The organism is Pseudomonas tritici, assembly GCF_014268275.3.
In the GTDB taxonomy this organism is placed as follows: Bacteria; Pseudomonadota; Gammaproteobacteria; order Pseudomonadales; family Pseudomonadaceae; genus Aquipseudomonas; species Aquipseudomonas tritici.
Genome location: NZ_CP077084.1, coordinates 1,801,349 through 1,817,237, shown reverse-complemented (window position 1 = coordinate 1,817,237; position 15,889 = coordinate 1,801,349). Strand labels below are relative to the sequence as shown.

Genomic DNA, 15,889 nt, shown 5'->3' with positions numbered 1-15,889 from the left:
CCGCGCTGGGCTGCGAAGCGGCCCCAAACCAGGCGACCTGGTCCTACCTGGAACTCGGCGCAGCCTTTGTTGGGGCCGCTTCGCAGCCCAGCGCGGGGCAAGCCCGCTCACTACAGGGAGATTTTGCAGCCTTGAAAGTTGTGTAGATACCTGTGGCTATCGCAGGCAAGCCAGCCCCCACCGGGACTCAACTGTACGGATAAATCCGCGCCCAGCTGTAGGCCTGCAATCAGCGGGGGTTGTGGCTAGATGGGTTCCCTTGAAGCCCTCCAGATTTCGGTTCTTCCCCATGAGCTCGCGCGAAAACACCGGCATGGCCCTTGGCCTGCTGGGCGTCATCATTTTCAGCCTGACCCTGCCCTTCACCCGCATCGTGGTGCAGGAAATGCACCCGTTGCTCAACGGCCTGGGCCGCGCTCTGTTCGCGGCGATCCCGGCGGCGGCGCTGTTGCTGTGGCGGCGTGAACGCTGGCCGAGCTGGCGTCAGGTGCGCGGGCTGTGCCTGGTGATCGCGGGCGTGATTCTGGGTTTTCCGGTGCTGTCGGCCTGGGCCATGCAAACCTTGCCAGCGTCCCATGGCGCGCTGGTCAATGGCCTGCAACCGTTGTGCGTAGCGCTGTATGCGGCGTGGCTGTCCCATGAGCGGCCGTCAAAAGCCTTCTGGGCCTGCGCGGCGCTGGGCAGCGGCCTGGTGTTGAGTTATGCGCTGATCACCGGGGCCGGCAGTATTCAGGCGGGCGACCTGCTGATGCTTGGCGCGATTGCCGTGGGCGGCCTGGGTTATGCCGAAGGCGGACGACTGGCCAAGGAGATGGGTGGCTGGCAGGTGATCTGCTGGGCGCTGGTACTGTCGACGCCGGTGTTGATCGGCCCGGTGTGGTACTTGGCGGCGCAGCATCAAGAGGCGATTTCCATGCGCGCGTGGTGGGCGTTTGGTTATGTGTCGCTGTTCTCGCAGTTTTTGGGGTTCTTCGCCTGGTATGCCGGGTTGGCCATGGGCGGGATTGCGCGGGTCAGTCAGATTCAGCTGTTGCAGATCTTCTTCACCATCGCGTTCTCGGCGCTGTTCTTTGGTGAACACATCGAGCCGATTACCTGGGTGTTTGCGTGCGGGGTGATTGTGACGGTGATGCTGGGGCGCAAGACGGCGGTGCAGCCTGCGCCAGCTCCCACAGGCGACCGTGCTCACTTCAGGTCAGGTACCCATCCGCGCGCAGCAGGGTTTCCAGGCAGTGTTCGGTGATGTGGTAGAACGCCTTCAGCTCCTGGATTTTCTCCAGCAACTGCGCGTTGTCCATCGGCTCTGCACGCTTCACCGCGAGGATCATCTTGTTCTTGTTGGTGTGTTCCAGCGAGATGAACTCGAACACCTTGGTTTCATAACCACAGGCCTCCAGGAACAGCGCGCGCAAACTGTCGGTGACCATTTCCGCCTGCTGGCCCAGGTGCAGGCCGTATTGCAGCATCGGTTTGAGCAGCACCGGGCTCTGGATCTGCAGGCGAATCTGTTTGTGGCAGCACGGCGAGCACATGATGATCGACGCGCCGGAGCGGATGCCGGTGTGGATCGCATAGTCAGTGGCAATGTCGCAGGCATGCAGGGCGATCATCACGTCCAGCTCGCTCGGCGCCACGCTGCGCACATCGCCGCATTTGAACACCAGCCCCGGGTGTTCCAGGCGAGCGGCGGCGGTGTTGCACAGGGTCACCATGTCTTCACGCAGCTCCACGCCCGTCACTTCACCCTCGGCCTTGAGGGTGTTGCGCAGGTAGTCGTGGATGGCGAACGTCAGGTAGCCCTTGCCCGAACCAAAGTCCGCCACGCGCACCGGTTGATCCAGCTTCAAGGGTGACGAGGTCAGCGCATGGCTGAACACTTCGATGAACTTGTTGATCTGCTTCCACTTGCGCGACATCGACGGGATCAGCGCCTGCTTGGCGTCGGTCACACCCAGGTCGGCGAGAAACGGCCGGCTCAGGTCGAGGAAGCGATTTTTCTCGCGGTTATGCTCGGCCGAGGGCGCCTCACGCAGTTGCTGCGGCTTGCTTTTGAACAGCGAGCTTTTGTTCTTCTTGCTGTATTCCAACTGGACTTCGTCGGTCAGCGACAGCAGGTGGGCGTTTTTGAACTGCGCCGGCAGCAGCTCGGCAATCGCCGCCACGGCCTCTGCCAACGGGAAGTTTTTGGTGATGTCACGGGTTTTGTAGCGATAGACGAAGGACAGGCATGCCTGCTCCTTGACCACTACCGGCTTGATGATCAGCCGCTGCAATTCGGCCTCTTCACCGACGTATTTGGCCAGCACCAGCTTGATAAAGGCGTTTTGCGCGAGGCTTGCGCTGAGCAGTTCGATGAACTCGGCGTGATGGTCCGGCGCAGGGCGGGCAGGTTGAGCGGTGACAGACATGAACAAAAACGCCTCGGGCTGGGAATGCCGGGCATTTTAGGGGGGATGGGGGTTTAGGGCACGGGGTTATTTGATCAACGGTTATCTGGTCACCTCAAAACCCTGTGGGAGCTGGCTTGCCTGCGATGGCATCACCTCGGTTTGCCTGGTGGACCGAGTCGTCCGCATCGCAGGCAAGCCAGCTCCCACATAAACCGGTGGTGTCTGGGTTATTCGAGTACGACCAGGCGATTCGGCAGTTCATTACGGGTTTGGGTGACCGGCACATGTACCTTCAACAATTCACCGCAGGCCTCAATGCAACTGATAAACCCGGCCAACGTCTGCCCCTGCTTTACCTGCTGGGTAAACGCCTTGACGATGGCGTCCCAACTGCTGTCATCCAGGTGCCTGGAAATCCCGTCGTCGACCAGAATCTCCACATAGCGCTCGGCCTCGCTGACAAAAATCAGCACCCCGGTGCTGCCCTGCGTGTGGTGCAGGTTCTGCTCCAGGAACTGCCGCCGCGCCAGGTTGGACGCGCGCCAATGGCGCACCGAACGTGGAATCAAGCGCGTGGTGACCTTGGGCAAGCGGAACACCAGGCACAACACGATGAATGTCGCCCATTGCGCCAACAGCAAGGTGTACATGGTCAGGTAACCCGACAAATAATGCACCACGCCCGGCACCACCAACGCGATCAGGCTCGCCCACAGCAGCGGGATATAGGCGTAGTCATCGGCGCGGGCGGCCAGCACGGTCACCAGTTCGGCGTCGGTGGTTTTTTCCACGCGGGCGATCGCTTCGGCGACTTGGCGCTGCTCGTGTTCAGTCAGTAATGCCATGGTTGTAGTTGCTCTCTCATTATTGTCATTACCAGCCGCCCGAGGCCCCGCCGCCGCCGAAGCCGCCGCCGCCACCCCGGAAACCACCACCGCCGCCCCCGCCACCACCGCCGCGCCCGCTGCTGCTGAGAATCGCCAGCAGGATTGCACCGACTGGCAGCCCCATCCGGTTGCACAGCCACAACACGCCGATCAGCAGGACAAACAGGCCGATGGAAAGCCCGGGATTATCCTTGGCAAAGTTGCCATCCGCCACATGGGCTGGCACGGCCAAGGGTTCACCGCCCACCACTTGCACCATCGCAGCCACGCCGTCGCTGATGCCTTTGCTGTAGTTACCGGCCTTGAACGCCGGTGCAATCACCTGATTGATGATCACCCACGACTGCGCATCGGTGAGCACGCCTTCCAGGCCGTAACCGACTTCGATGCGCAATTTGCGCTCATCGCGGGCGACGATCAACAGCGCGCCGTTATCCTTGCCTTTCTGGCCGATACCCCAGTGGCGAGCCAATTGATAACCGAAGTCCTCAATCGGTACGCCCTGCAAGTCAGGCACGGTGACCACTACGATCTGGTCGCCGGACGTCTGTTCCAGCGCCTGCAGCTGCTGTGTCAGTTGCTGGCGCGTGGCCGCGTCGATCATCTGGGCGTTATCCACCACCCGCCCGGTCAGCGCCGGGAAGGTCAGCGCTGCCTGGGCCACGCCCACGCAGGCCAACAGCCACAGCGCCAGGCCTATCCGTAATAAACGCATCGACACCTCAATGCAGCTTTATTTGAACTTCACTTGCGGCGCTTTATCGGCATCGGCACTGGTGGCCTCAAACGTGGCGCGGACCGGCAAGTCGCTGTACATCACGCTGTGCCACAGACGGCCAGGGAAAGTGCGAATCTCGGTGTTGTAGGCCTGTACGGCCTGGATAAAGTCGCGGCGTGCCACGGCGATACGGTTTTCGGTGCCTTCAAGCTGCGATTGCAGGGCCAGGAAATTCTGGTTGGCCTTCAGGTCCGGGTAGCGCTCGGACACCACCATCAAACGACTGAGTGCGCCACTCAAGCCATCCTGGGCTTGCTGGAACTGCTTGAGTTTTTCCGGATTGTCGAGGGTGCTGGCATCCACCTGGATCGACGTGGCCTTGGCCCGCGCTTCAATCACGGCGGTGAGCGTGTCCTGCTCATGGGCAGCATAGCCCTTGACCACTTCCACCAGGTTGGGAATCAGGTCGGCGCGGCGTTGGTACTGGTTCTGCACCTGGCCCCAGGCGGCCTTGGCCTGTTCGTCCAGGGTCGGGATGTTGTTGATGCCGCAACCGCTCAGCACGCTGCTGATCAATAGCAAAACCGCGGCTTTCAAGCCCCAGCGGTAACCTTGTGCTGCTTGCATGGTGTTTCTCCTGCCCAATCTTGATGGAATGTTACGACTAACCCTATACACCACGCGCTTGGGGCATAATCCGCCACCACTGGAATGCATCGAGCCAATCAGCTACAAAGATGCCCAGCGCGAACAAGAGTTCAGAGTGTGCTGCATTTATCTGAACAACACCCGAACAACAATAGACGCTCCCCACATTTTGGCCGATCAGCATTCACCCCAATGCTGTGCAGTGAGCCGAAAAAGGATATTCATGAAAAAGCTGTGTTTGCTCGGCCTTGTTGCCACTCTGGCCAGTCACCCCGTATGGGCAGAAACAAAGCCTGCTGCGCTTAAAGACAAGGACGCGTTTGTCAGCGACCTGCTCAAGCAGATGACCCTGGACGAAAAGATCGGCCAATTGCGCCTGATCAGCATCGGCCCCGAGATGCCCCGCGAGCTGATCCGCAAGGAAATCGCCGCCGGCCGTATCGGTGGCACCTTCAACTCCATCACCCGCCCGGAAAACCGTCCGATGCAGGACGCGGCCATGCGCAGCCGGCTGAAGATCCCGATGTTCTTCGCCTACGACGTGATCCACGGCCACCGCACGATCTTCCCGATCAGCCTGGCCCTGGCATCCAGCTGGGACATGGAGGCCATCAGCCGCTCCGGGCGCGTCGCTGCCCAGGAAGCCGCCGCCGACAGCCTCGACATCACTTTTGCGCCGATGGTCGACATCTCCCGCGACCCGCGCTGGGGCCGTACGTCCGAAGGCTTTGGTGAAGACACGTATCTGGTCTCGCGCATCGCCGAAGTGATGGTCAAGGCGTTCCAGGGCGTGAGCCCCGCGAATGCCGACAGCATCATGGCCAGCGTCAAGCATTTCGCCCTGTATGGCGCGGTGGAAGGCGGTCGCGACTACAACGTGGTCGACATGAGCCCGGTCAAGATGTACCAGGACTACCTGCCGCCGTACCACGCGGCGATCAAGGCCGGCTCCGGCGGCGTGATGGTGGCGCTGAACTCGATCAACGGCGTGCCTGCCACCGCCAACACCTGGCTGATGAATGACCTGCTGCGCCGGGACTGGGGCTTCAAGGGCGTGGCCGTGAGCGACCATGGCGCGATCTTCGAGCTGATCAAGCACGGCGTGGCCAAGGACGGGCGCGAAGCCGCCAAGCTGGCGATCAAGGCCGGCATCGACATGAGCATGAACGACTCGTTGTATGCCAAAGAATTGCCGGGGCTGCTCAAGTCCGGCGAGATCGAACAGAGCGACATCGATAACGCCGTGCGCGAAGTGCTCGGTGCCAAATACGACATGGGCCTGTTCAAGGACCCGTACCTGCGCATCGGCAAGGCCGAGGATGACCCGGCCGACACCTACGCCGAAAGCCGCCTGCACCGTGCCGACGCACGCGACATCGCACGCCGCAGCCTGGTGTTGCTGAAAAACCAGAACAACACCCTGCCGCTGAAAAAATCCGCGACCATCGCCCTGGTCGGCCCGCTGGCCAAGGCGCCTATTGACATGATGGGCAGTTGGGCCGCCGCCGGACGGCCTGCGCAATCGGTGACGCTGCTCGACGGTTTAAACGCGGTGATCGGCGAAAAAGGCAAGATCATCTATGCCCGTGGCGCCAACATCACCAACGACAAGGCCGTGGTCGACTACCTGAACTTCCTCAACTTCGATGCGCCGGAAGTGGTGGATGACACCCGCCCTGCCCAAGTGATGATCGACGAGGCCGTAAAGGCCGCCAAGGATGCCGATGTGGTGGTGGCTGCCGTGGGTGAGTCCCGTGGCATGTCGCACGAATCCTCGAGCCGCACCGACCTGAACATCCCGCAAAGCCAGCGCGACCTGATCAAGGCCTTGAAAGCCACCGGCAAGCCGCTTGTACTGGTGCTGATGAACGGCCGCCCGCTGTCGATTGTTGAAGAGAACCAACAGGCCGACGCGATCCTGGAAACCTGGTTCGCCGGCACCGAAGGCGGCAACGCCATTGCCGACGTGCTGTTTGGTGACTACAACCCGTCGGGCAAGCTGCCGATCACGTTCCCACGCTCGGTAGGGCAGATTCCGACGTACTACAACCACCTGACCGTCGGCCGACCGTTCACCCCAGGCAAACCGGGCAACTACACCTCGCAGTACTTCGATGACACCACCGGGCCCCTGTTCCCGTTTGGCTATGGCCTGAGCTACACCACGTTCAACCTGTCGGACATGGCGCTGTCGTCCACTACGCTGAACAAGACCGGCAAGCTCGACGCCAGTGTCACTGTGACCAACACCGGCAAGGTGGATGGCGAAACCGTGGTGCAGCTGTATATCCAGGATGTGGCCGGCTCGATGATCCGCCCGATCAAGGAGTTGAAAAACTTCCAGAAGGTCATGCTCAAGGCGGGTGAGGAGCGCACGCTGCACTTCACCATCACCGAGGAAGACCTGAAGTTCTACAACACCCAGCTCAAGTTCGCGGCGGAGCCGGGTGAGTTCAACGTGCAGATCGGGCTGGATTCCCAGGATGTGCAGCAGCAGACGTTCGAACTGCTCTGATCTAACGCTGTAAACGCAGTCAGTGTGGGAGCTGGCTTGCCTGCGATAGCGGTGGTGAATTCACTACCGCTATCGCAGCATAAGTATCTACATCTTCAAAGTGAAATTGCGTAGCAGCTGTCGAGCCCCGGCGAGGCTGCGTCAGCGGTGTGTCAGACAGCCCGCAAACGCAGCCTCGCCGGGGCTCGACAGCTGCTACGCAGAGGGCTCCCTCAAGATGTGTAGATACCTATGGCTATCGCAGCGGTTCGACGATTCGACAAGCTAGCTCCCACATTTGATCTCAGTGGTCTGGCTAGCCGCGTCGGTCCAGCAAGTTCACCACCAAGCGATCAATCCACCCCCACACCCGTTGTTTCACCCGCCGCCACAATGGCCGCGACTTCCACGCCTCCAGGCTCACTGCCTGGCTCTGGGCAAAATCGCGTTCGAAACTGCCCTTCACCGCCAGCGTCAGCTCGGGGTCCAACGCTTCCAGGTTGGCTTCCAGGTTGAAACGCAGGTTCCAGTGATCGAAGTTGCACGAGCCAATGCTGACCCAGTCATCCACCAGCACCATTTTGAGGTGCAGGAAGCACGGCTGGTACTCAAAGATCTGTACACCCGAGCGCAGCAATCGCGGGTAATACCGGTGCCCGGCGTAACGTACAGACGGGTGATCGGTGCGCGGGCCGGTGAGCAGTAAACGCACATCCACCCCGCGCCCGGCCGCACGGCGCAAAGCGCGACGAACGCCCCAGGTTGGCAGAAAATAGGGCGTGGCCAGCCAGATGCGCTGGTGACTGTTATTCAGGGCACGGATCAGCGATTGCAAAATATCGCGATGCTGACGGGCGTCGGCGTAGGCCACGCGGCCCAGGCCCGGCCCAGTCGCCGGCACCTTGGGCAAACGCGGTAAACCAAAGTGGGTGGCGGGCTTCCATTCCCGGCGCGCCGCGTTCGCGTGCCATTGACGGTCGAACAGCGCCTGCCAGTCCAGCACCAGCGGGCCGCTGATTTGCACCATCACTTCATGCCAGTCGGCGGTGTCTTGGCCAGGGGTCCAGAATTCATCCGTCACCCCCGTACCGCCGACCACCGCACTGCTCTGGTCGATCAGCAACAGCTTGCGGTGGTCGCGGTAAAAATTACGCATCCAGCGGCGCCAGCTCAGGCGATTGTAGAAACGCAGTTGTACACCGGCATCGGTCAGGCGTTTACGCAAGCCGAGGGTAAACGCCAGGCTGCCGTAATCATCAAACAGGCAACGCACCTGCACACCACGCTCGGCCGCCAGCACCAGCGCCTGTACCAGCGCTTCGGCGCAGGCTCCGGCCTCCACCAGATAGAGTTCAAGGTCCACTTGCCGCTCGGCACGGGCGATGCCCACCAGCATCTGCGGGAAGAATTGCGGGCCGTCGATCAGCAACTCGAACCGATTGGCGCTGCGCCATGGAAACACCGCGCCGCTCATGTCAGCGTGCCGTAAAGATCAGCACCGCACCCACCGGTACCGACAAACTGATCGACGCAAGCCCCGCCGCCTTGCGCAACGCCGCCACACCCGGCGCCAGATCGAAATCCTCGGCGTGCAGCACCACCGGTTCCAGGGTCACTACTTGGAAACGTCGGTCGTCCAAGCGCGTGGCCAGCAATTCGGCGCTGTAGGTCTGGGTTTTGCCATGCAGGGTCACGGACAGCGGCATGCGCAATTCCAACTGTGCTCCGGGCGCGAGGTCATTGATGGGTTGCAGATTGATCTGTGCGCTGATCAACGCTTCGGGGAAGGTCTTGATCTCGAACAACTGGTTGCGCATGCGCTCATCGCGCAGGGGAATGCCGCTGTTGACCGACTCCATTTCCACTTCCATCTGGGCCGCACCTTTGCTGTCGACCTTGCCGTGCAACACCAGGAAGCGATGGACTTCGGCAATCTCGGTGTTTTTGGTGGTAACGAACGATAGGCGCGAGGATTCGTTATCCAGGTACCAGTCGGCGTGGGCAGGCACAGCGACGGTGGCCAGGAGGGCGAAGGCCAGGGGGTTGAATAGAGAAGCGTTGAACATAAAGACTCGCGGGGGAAAAACCTGAACGAACCTTAAGCGCAATCTCATGAACGGCGCAAATCCAATGTGGGGACGTTTGGGCGTCAGGGCGTCAGGCGGCAGCCCTGGCGGTCGCCCAACCACCGCGCACTGTGGGTACGCCCCAACCCACTCGCCGTCACTTCACTGCGCGCCGGGTTGTCGCTGAATGCGCTGGTCGGCACGTATTGCTTCACATACCCCCGGCAATACTCGGCCGGGTTGTTCGCCACATACCGACACGAGCAATACTCCTTGGCCGTATACGCCGCGATGATGTCGGGGAAGGCTTGCAGGTTGACGCGCTCGTGCCAGATCCACCCCAGCAGGGCGAGAAGCAGCAGGAGAAACAGGCTGGTAAACGGACGACGGCGGATCATGGTTGCACCGCCGCGAGCACGCGTTTGAGCAGTTCGTTGTGGCGGTAGCTGCCGTCGCGGTCGTCGCCATAGCGCACGATCACCAGGCGTTCGTCGGGCATCACATACAGCGCCTGGCCCCAATGGCCGAGGGCGGCAAAGGTGTCGGCGGGGGCGTCGGGCCAGGGCCGTGGGGCGCCTTGATTGAGCCACCAATGGCCGCCGGGGACGGCTTCGTCCTGGCCGGCTTTGTATTTATCGAACGGCTGGCGATTGAAGGTCACCCAATCCTTTGGCAGCAACTGTTGATCCCCCCAACGACCATCCCGCGCCATCAGCAGGCCGACGCGCGCCAGGTCGCGGGCGGTGAGGTAGGCGTAGGACGAGGCGACAAAGGTTTCATCGGCGTCGGTTTCCCACGTGGCACTGCGGATACCCAAGGGCTTGAACAGGGCATCCCAGGGGTAACTCATATAAGCCTTGAGGCCGAGCATGCCTTTGAGAGCGGCGGACAAGATGTTGGTGTCGCCGCTGGAGTAACGAAAGGCCTGGCCGGGTGCGCTGGCCGCCTCCGTGTCCGCGGCAAAGTCAGCCATATCGGCGCGGCCACGGGTGTAGAGCATCGCCACCACTGAAGATTTCAGTGGCGCGTATTCGTAGTCTTCCTGCCAGTCCAGGCCCGAGGCCCAGTGCAGCAAATCGGCCATGGTCACGGTTGGGTGTTGCTTCATCGGCGGGTAGAAGCGCGCGACCGGGTCGGTCAATTTAAAGCGGTTATCGCCATAGGCCACGCCCAGCACGGTGGCCATCAGGCTTTTACTGATGGACCAGGTGAGGTGCGGCGTGCTGGCGGTGGTGGGTGCGGCGTAGCGTTCGTAGATAACCTCGCCGTCGCGGATCACCAGCAACGCGTCGGTGCGAATGCCTTGGCGGGTGGTGTCGTCTCGCGCAGGGAAAGCGTAAGCATCCAAAGCGTCGACGGCAGGACCTGCGAGCGGTGTGCCCTTGGCCCATTCTTTATCGGGCCAGGTTTCAGCGTGGGCAGTCACGGTGACGAGCAGCAAGGCAACGCACAACAAGCCTCTGACCATGGACGCAAACTCAAGGGGGCATTCAAGCCCGCGAGCCTAGCCGAGGGTGATGACAGATTTGCGACAGGGAGGGCTGTCATCCAACCGTCACCGTAACTTCATGGAGATGACACCGAGCCTACATAGCCTGACTTTGGACAACAAAGTCGACCGGCCGAAACGTGGCCGGCACTCGGAGACTCGCCATGACTCAGATCGCCCGCATCAGCGACACCGGCAATGAACGCCGTCTGCAAGCCGAACGCCTGATCGGCGCACAGGCTTTGCAGGAAGCCCAGGCCTTGCGGTTCAACGTGTTCAGCGGCGAGTTCAACGCCAAGCTGAAAGGCGCGGAACTGGGCCTGGACATGGATGACTATGATGTTCACTGCAGCCATATCGGTGTGCGGGATTTGAACAGCGGTCGATTGGTCGCCACCACCCGTTTGCTCGACCACCAGGCCGCGAGCACCCTGGGCCGGTTCTACAGCGAAGAAGAATTCAGCCTGCACGGTTTGCTGCACTTGCAGGGCCCTATCCTGGAAATCGGCCGCACCTGCGTCGACCCCGCCTACCGCAACGGCGGCACGATTGCCGTGTTGTGGGGCGAGTTGGCCGAAGTGTTGAACCAAGGCGGCTACAGCTACCTGATGGGGTGCGCAAGCATTCCGATGCACGACGGCGGCATCCAGGCCCACGCGATCATGCAGCGTCTGCGCGAACGCTACCTGTGCAACGAACACCTGCGTGCCGAACCGAAGAAACCACTGCCGGCACTGGACCTGCCGTCCAACGTAATCGCCGAGATGCCACCGCTGCTCAAGGCCTATATGCGCCTGGGTGCGAAGATCTGCGGCGAGCCGTGCTGGGATGAAGATTTCCAAGTGGCCGACGTGTTCATCCTGCTCAAGCGCGATGAGCTATGCCCGCGTTACGCCCGCCACTTCAAGGCAGCCATGTGATGAGCCGCCTGCGGATCTACGGGCGCATTGCCCGCGTGCTGGTGGTGGTGGCGCTGGGCTTGAGCATGGCCAGCGTGTTTGGCCTGTTTGAGCGTTTGGGCGTGGCCAACTCGATGGTGCGCCGCCAGCGTTGGTCGCGGTTCTTCATGGCGCGCCTGACCAATGCCCTGCCCTTTCGCGTGACGGTGCACGGCGAGTTGCCGACGCAGCCCATGCTGTGGGTGAGCAATCACGTGTCCTGGACCGATATTCCACTGCTGGGCGCTGTGGCGCCGATGTCGTTCCTGTCCAAGGCCGAAGTGCGCACCTGGCCGGTGGCCGGCTGGTTGGCGGCTAAAGCAGGCAGCCTGTTTATCCGCAGGGGTTCGGGTGACAGTCAGTTGATCCGCAAGCAGATGACCCGTCACTTGGAACAACAGCACCCGCTGCTGATGTTCCCGGAAGGCACCACCACCGACGGCCGCAGCCTGCGCACGTTCCACGGGCGCTTGCTGGCCAGTGCGATCGATGCGGATGTGTCGCTGCAACCGGTGGCGATCCGTTATTTGCGCGACGGCCAAGTGGACCCGCTGGCACCGTTTATTGGCGATGATGATTTGCTGTCGCACCTGATGCGTCTGTTTGGCAATGACCAAGGTGATGTGGAGATTCATGTGCTCAAGCCGATTGCCTGTGCCGGGCAGGAGCGCGCGGCGCTGGCGTATCAGGCGCAGCAGGCGGTGCAGAAGGCGTTGTTTGGGCCGTTGCCGGAAGCAGAACAGATCGCGGTTCGACCGGCATTCGCGGCATAAAGCGGGCACGGTCAAAATGTGGGAGCTGGCTTGCCTGCGATAGCGGTGGGTCAGCAACACAGGTATCAACTGGCAGACTGCAATCGCAGGCTAGCCAGCTCCCACCTTTAGACCCCAGTGGTCAGGTGGTTGCGTGCAAAGGCCTGCAGCTCTGGATAGAACACCCGGAAGTCTTCACTCAAAGGCTCATACAACACCCGCAACTCCTGCATCGCAAACCCCAACGCCTCCGGCTGTGTCAGCCGCCGCGAGATCCCGCGCAACACCTGCTCCATCACCGCAAACTCGCGGTAAGAACCCAACCAATCATCCGCCGCCATATACGGCGCAATCTGCGCCAGCCGCCCTGGCAACTGCGGCTCGGCCGCCAGCACGCGGTACACCTGCGACGTGAAGCGCTCCAGCGGTTGGTCGGCATACAACGCCCAATCCCGCGCCAGGCAGTGGTCGAAAAACACATCGAGGACGATCCCGGCATAGCGCCTGCGGGTCAGGCTGAAGCGTGACAACGCCTCCCCCACCAACGGGTGGCTGTCGGTAAAACGGTCAATCGAGCGGTGCAGCTGGATCGCCGATTCGATTTGCGGGCTGAACTGCCCCTGCAGGCGGCCTTTGACAAAGTCGCCATACAGGCTGCCCAGCAATTGCGCAGGAAGTTGGCCGCCCAGGTGCAGATGTGCGAGATAATTCATGGCGCGCAGTCTATCACTGCCGTCAACGTATCGTTATAACCCGATATACCGATTGAGCCTAGACTCAGATCAAAATCATATTGGCATATCGGGATATAGCGATTTAAAGTTCGCCTCATCGCGATATAACGCTGTAAAAAACCGAGCACCTCCCATGTCCATCGACCTCGACGAAATAATAAAAGCCCTGGCGCACCCAGTACGACGAGACATCCTCACTTGGCTGAAAGACCCGAAAGTGCAGTTCCCCGAGCAACTGCACAACCACGAGTACGGCATCTGCGCCGGGCAGATCGACCAGCGCTGCGGCTTGTCCCAGTCGACCGTGTCGGCCCACCTCGCCACCTTGCAACGCGCAGGGCTGATCAGCAGCCAGAAGGCCGGCCAGTGGCACTTTTTCAAACGCAACGAGGACACCATCCAGGCCTTCCTCGCGGCGCTCATCACTGAACTCAGCGCTGACGAAAACGCAGCGCTGTAACAAGGAAACGATAATGCCCCTCTCGCTACTCATACTGGCACTCAGCGCCTTCGCCATCGGCACCACCGAGTTCGTCATCATGGGCTTGCTGCCCGATGTAGCGGCGGACCTGGGTGTGTCGATTCCCGGCGCCGGCTGGCTGGTCACCGGCTACGCCCTGGGCGTGGCCATCGGTGCACCTTTCATGGCACTGGCCACCGCCAAGCTGCCACGCAAGGCCGCCCTGGTAGCGTTGATGGGCATCTTCATTATCGGCAACCTGCTCTGCGCCCTGGCCAGTGACTACAACGTGCTGATGTTTGCCCGCGTCGTCACGGCGCTGTGCCACGGTGCTTTCTTTGGGATTGGTTCAGTGGTAGCGGCCAACCTTGTGCCGGCTAACAAGCGTGCTTCGGCCGTAGCCTTGATGTTCACCGGTTTGACCCTGGCCAACGTGCTCGGCGTACCCCTGGGTACCGCGCTGGGCCAGGAAGCCGGCTGGCGCTCGACGTTCTGGGCGGTGACGGTGATTGGTGTGGTGGCGTTGATTGGCCTGATCCGCTTCCTGCCCGCCAAGCGTGATGAAGAGAAACTCGACATGCGCGCCGAACTGGCCGCGCTCAAAGGCGCCGGCATCTGGCTGTCGCTGAGCATGACTGCGCTGTTCGCCGCGTCCATGTTCACCCTCTTCACCTACGTTGCGCCGCTGCTCGGCGATGTCACCGGCGTGTCGCCCAAGGGCGTGACCTGGACCCTGCTGCTGATCGGCCTGGGCCTCACCGTGGGCAATATCATTGGCGGCAAGCTGGCGGATAAACGCCTGGCGGCCACCCTGATCGGCGTGTTCATCAGTATGGCGGTGGTTTCCACCGCGCTGACCTGGACCAGCGTCGCCATCATCCCGACTGAAATCACCTTGTTCCTGTGGGCCACCGCCTCGTTCGCCGCCGTGCCCGCGTTGCAGATCAACGTGGTGACCTTCGGCAAGGCCGCACCGAACCTGGTGTCCACCCTGAACATCGGCGCCTTCAACATCGGCAACGCGCTGGGTGCCTGGGTTGGCGGCAGTGTGATAGCCCACGGTTTCGGCTTGACCAGTGTGCCGTTAGCCGCAGCGGCCCTGGCGATCCTCGCGCTGGTGGTGACCCTGATTACTTTCCGTCAGAGCGGCGATGCCGGCCTGGCCCCTGCGACCAACTGATCCACTTCAAAGACAAAGGTATTTTCCCGATGACGACTATTTTCGATCCGATCAAACTGGGCGACCTGGAACTGTCGAACCGCATCATCATGGCGCCGCTGACCCGCTGCCGTGCAGACGCCGGTCGCGTACCCAACGCGCTGATGGCCGAGTACTACGTGCAACGCGCTGCCGCCGGGTTGATCCTCAGCGAAGCCACCTCCGTGACGCCGCTGGGCGTGGGCTACCCGGATACCCCAGGCATCTGGTCCAACGACCAGGTGCGCGGCTGGGCCAACGTGACCAAGGCGATTCATGGCGCAGGCGGCAAGATCTTCCTGCAGCTGTGGCATGTGGGCCGTATTTCCCACGAATCGTACTTGAACGGTGAAACCCCGGTTGCACCGAGCGCGATCCAGCCTAAAGGCCACGTCAGCCTGGTGCGCCCACTGGCCGACTACCCGACCCCTCGCGCGCTGGAAACCGCTGAAATCGCCGACATCGTCGACGCTTACCGCACCGGTGCCGAGAACGCCAAGGCCGCCGGTTTTGACGGCGTGGAAATCCACGGTGCCAACGGCTACCTGCTCGACCAGTTCCTGCAGAGCAGCACTAATAAGCGCACCGACCAGTACGGCGGCTCCCTGGAAAACCGTGCACGCCTGCTGCTGGAAGTGACTGACGCGGCCATCGAAGTCTGGGGCGCCGGCCGTGTGGGTGTGCACTTGGCACCCCGCGCCGACTCACACGACATGGGCGACGACAACCTGGCGGAAACCTTCACCTACGTGGCCAGCGAACTGGGCAAGCGTGGTATCGCGTTCATCTGCTCGCGTGAAAAGGAAGGCCCTGACAGCCTCGGCCCACACCTCAAAAAGGCCTTTGGCGGCGTCTACATCGCCAACGAACGCTTCACCAAGGACAGCGCCAATGCCTGGCTGGCTGAAGGCAAGGCTGATGCGGTGGCCTGGGGCGTGCCGTTTATTGCCAACCCGGACTTGCCAGCGCGGTTGAAGGCGGATGCTCCGCTGAATGATCCACGCCCGGACACCTTCTACAGCAAGGGCCCGGTCGGTTATATCGACTACCCGACGCTGGCGCTCTGAGGTAACGAGCTGAAATGAAAAAGCCCCGGTTCGCAGGAACCGGGGCTT

16 protein-coding genes are annotated in these 15,889 nt (G+C 61.6%); 7 read left to right on the top strand and 9 right to left on the bottom strand.

The genetic code is table 11. The features are described 5' to 3' along the window. Positions 1-289: 289 nt before the first annotated feature. Positions 290-1,243, top strand: a complete 954-nt coding sequence (locus HU722_RS08055; protein WP_225930680.1) for a DMT family transporter — start codon at positions 290-292, stop codon at positions 1,241-1,243. Here HU722_RS08055 and HU722_RS08050 read toward each other — a convergent pair. The 4 genes from HU722_RS08050 to HU722_RS08035 all read right to left on the bottom strand — a co-directional run bounded on the left by HU722_RS08050 (position 1,191) and on the right by HU722_RS08035 (position 4,622). Then, positions 1,191-2,408 (bottom strand): class I SAM-dependent methyltransferase, encoded by a 1,218-nt coding sequence (locus HU722_RS08050; RefSeq protein WP_065874702.1) that lies wholly within the window; start codon positions 2,406-2,408, stop codon positions 1,191-1,193. The genes HU722_RS08055 and HU722_RS08050 overlap by 53 nt on opposite strands. Before the next feature lie 209 nt (positions 2,409-2,617). Beyond that, positions 2,618-3,235 (bottom strand): TPM domain-containing protein, encoded by a 618-nt coding sequence (locus tag HU722_RS08045; protein ID WP_065882064.1) that lies wholly within the window; start codon positions 3,233-3,235, stop codon positions 2,618-2,620. Between the two features lie 28 nt (positions 3,236-3,263). After that, the gene (locus tag HU722_RS08040) at positions 3,264-3,992 is read right to left on the bottom strand and encodes a TPM domain-containing protein (protein WP_186754352.1); all 729 of its coding nucleotides are present in this window, start codon (positions 3,990-3,992) and stop codon (positions 3,264-3,266) included. Positions 3,993-4,010: 18 nt separating this feature from the next. Further along, entirely contained in the window at positions 4,011-4,622 is a 612-nt protein-coding gene (locus HU722_RS08035; RefSeq protein ID WP_049709565.1) for a LemA family protein, read from the bottom strand. Between the two features lie 244 nt (positions 4,623-4,866). Here HU722_RS08035 and bglX point away from each other — a divergent pair, with 244 nt between their 5' ends. Beyond that, positions 4,867-7,158, top strand: a complete 2,292-nt coding sequence (bglX, locus tag HU722_RS08030; RefSeq protein ID WP_065872043.1) for a beta-glucosidase BglX — start codon at positions 4,867-4,869, stop codon at positions 7,156-7,158. A gap of 295 nt (positions 7,159-7,453) precedes the next feature. Here bglX and HU722_RS08025 read toward each other — a convergent pair whose 3' ends face one another. The 4 genes from HU722_RS08025 to HU722_RS08010 form a co-directional block, all read right to left on the bottom strand. After that, on the bottom strand, positions 7,454-8,611 hold the full coding sequence (locus tag HU722_RS08025) for a phospholipase D-like domain-containing protein (protein ID WP_065890069.1): 1,158 nt from the start codon (positions 8,609-8,611) through the stop codon (positions 7,454-7,456). Between the two features lies 1 nt (position 8,612). Then, the gene (locus HU722_RS08020; protein WP_065872045.1) at positions 8,613-9,203 is read right to left on the bottom strand and encodes a YceI family protein; all 591 of its coding nucleotides are present in this window, start codon (positions 9,201-9,203) and stop codon (positions 8,613-8,615) included. Positions 9,204-9,286: 83 nt separating this feature from the next. Then, a complete protein-coding gene (locus HU722_RS08015) occupies positions 9,287-9,601 on the bottom strand; it encodes an amidase (RefSeq protein ID WP_065872046.1) in 315 nt (104 codons plus the stop codon). After that, entirely contained in the window at positions 9,598-10,671 is a 1,074-nt protein-coding gene (locus tag HU722_RS08010) for a serine hydrolase domain-containing protein (protein WP_065945402.1), read from the bottom strand. The genes HU722_RS08015 and HU722_RS08010 overlap by 4 nt, the downstream gene beginning before the upstream one ends. Positions 10,672-10,856: 185 nt before the next feature. On the opposite strand from HU722_RS08010, the gene olsB reads away from it, so the two are divergent. Both olsB and HU722_RS08000 read left to right on the top strand, forming a co-directional pair. Next, on the top strand, positions 10,857-11,612 hold the full coding sequence (gene olsB / locus HU722_RS08005) for an L-ornithine N(alpha)-acyltransferase (protein WP_049709576.1): 756 nt from the start codon (positions 10,857-10,859) through the stop codon (positions 11,610-11,612). Further along, the gene (locus HU722_RS08000; protein WP_065872048.1) at positions 11,612-12,403 is read left to right on the top strand and encodes a lysophospholipid acyltransferase family protein; all 792 of its coding nucleotides are present in this window, start codon (positions 11,612-11,614) and stop codon (positions 12,401-12,403) included. The genes olsB and HU722_RS08000 overlap by 1 nt, the downstream gene beginning before the upstream one ends. Positions 12,404-12,510: 107 nt before the next feature. On the opposite strand, the gene HU722_RS07995 is transcribed toward HU722_RS08000, so the two are convergent. Further along, positions 12,511-13,095: an acyl carrier protein phosphodiesterase gene (locus tag HU722_RS07995; RefSeq protein WP_065872049.1), complete on the bottom strand. Its 585-nt coding sequence runs from the start codon at positions 13,093-13,095 to the stop codon at positions 12,511-12,513. A 154-nt stretch (positions 13,096-13,249) separates the two neighbouring features. Between HU722_RS07995 and HU722_RS07990 the strand changes: the two genes are divergently transcribed. From HU722_RS07990 to HU722_RS07980, 3 genes are read left to right on the top strand one after another with little or no spacing between them, the layout of a single operon-like run. Further along, the gene (locus HU722_RS07990; protein ID WP_065872050.1) at positions 13,250-13,576 is read left to right on the top strand and encodes an ArsR/SmtB family transcription factor; all 327 of its coding nucleotides are present in this window, start codon (positions 13,250-13,252) and stop codon (positions 13,574-13,576) included. A 13-nt stretch (positions 13,577-13,589) separates the two neighbouring features. After that, positions 13,590-14,756, top strand: coding sequence for an MFS transporter (locus HU722_RS07985; protein ID WP_065872051.1), 1,167 nt, complete (start codon positions 13,590-13,592; stop codon positions 14,754-14,756). Between the two features lie 29 nt (positions 14,757-14,785). After that, positions 14,786-15,841 (top strand): alkene reductase, encoded by a 1,056-nt coding sequence (locus HU722_RS07980; protein WP_065910484.1) that lies wholly within the window; start codon positions 14,786-14,788, stop codon positions 15,839-15,841. The last annotated feature ends 48 nt before the right edge of the window (positions 15,842-15,889 follow it).

What these genes read in the sequence shown, in the direction of transcription:
- HU722_RS07985 (WP_065872051.1), top strand. Translation starts at nt 13,590, where the DNA reads ATGCCCCTCTCGCTACTCATACTGGCACTCAGCGCCTTCGCCATCGGC.
- bglX (WP_065872043.1), top strand. Translation starts at nt 4,867, where the DNA reads ATGAAAAAGCTGTGTTTGCTCGGCCTTGTTGCCACTCTGGCCAGTCAC.
- HU722_RS08020 (WP_065872045.1), bottom strand. Translation starts at nt 9,203, where the DNA reads ATGTTCAACGCTTCTCTATTCAACCCCCTGGCCTTCGCCCTCCTGGCC.
- HU722_RS08040 (WP_186754352.1), bottom strand. Translation starts at nt 3,992, where the DNA reads ATGCGTTTATTACGGATAGGCCTGGCGCTGTGGCTGTTGGCCTGCGTG.
- HU722_RS08035 (WP_049709565.1), bottom strand. Translation starts at nt 4,622, where the DNA reads ATGCAAGCAGCACAAGGTTACCGCTGGGGCTTGAAAGCCGCGGTTTTG.
- HU722_RS08010 (WP_065945402.1), bottom strand. Translation starts at nt 10,671, where the DNA reads ATGGTCAGAGGCTTGTTGTGCGTTGCCTTGCTGCTCGTCACCGTGACT.
- HU722_RS08055 (WP_225930680.1), top strand. Translation starts at nt 290, where the DNA reads ATGAGCTCGCGCGAAAACACCGGCATGGCCCTTGGCCTGCTGGGCGTC.
- HU722_RS08045 (WP_065882064.1), bottom strand. Translation starts at nt 3,235, where the DNA reads ATGGCATTACTGACTGAACACGAGCAGCGCCAAGTCGCCGAAGCGATC.
- HU722_RS08050 (WP_065874702.1), bottom strand. Translation starts at nt 2,408, where the DNA reads ATGTCTGTCACCGCTCAACCTGCCCGCCCTGCGCCGGACCATCACGCC.
- HU722_RS08025 (WP_065890069.1), bottom strand. Translation starts at nt 8,611, where the DNA reads ATGAGCGGCGCGGTGTTTCCATGGCGCAGCGCCAATCGGTTCGAGTTG.
- HU722_RS07995 (WP_065872049.1), bottom strand. Translation starts at nt 13,095, where the DNA reads ATGAATTATCTCGCACATCTGCACCTGGGCGGCCAACTTCCTGCGCAA.
- olsB (WP_049709576.1), top strand. Translation starts at nt 10,857, where the DNA reads ATGACTCAGATCGCCCGCATCAGCGACACCGGCAATGAACGCCGTCTG.
- HU722_RS07980 (WP_065910484.1), top strand. Translation starts at nt 14,786, where the DNA reads ATGACGACTATTTTCGATCCGATCAAACTGGGCGACCTGGAACTGTCG.
- HU722_RS07990 (WP_065872050.1), top strand. Translation starts at nt 13,250, where the DNA reads ATGTCCATCGACCTCGACGAAATAATAAAAGCCCTGGCGCACCCAGTA.
- HU722_RS08000 (WP_065872048.1), top strand. Translation starts at nt 11,612, where the DNA reads ATGAGCCGCCTGCGGATCTACGGGCGCATTGCCCGCGTGCTGGTGGTG.
- HU722_RS08015 (WP_065872046.1), bottom strand. Translation starts at nt 9,601, where the DNA reads ATGATCCGCCGTCGTCCGTTTACCAGCCTGTTTCTCCTGCTGCTTCTC.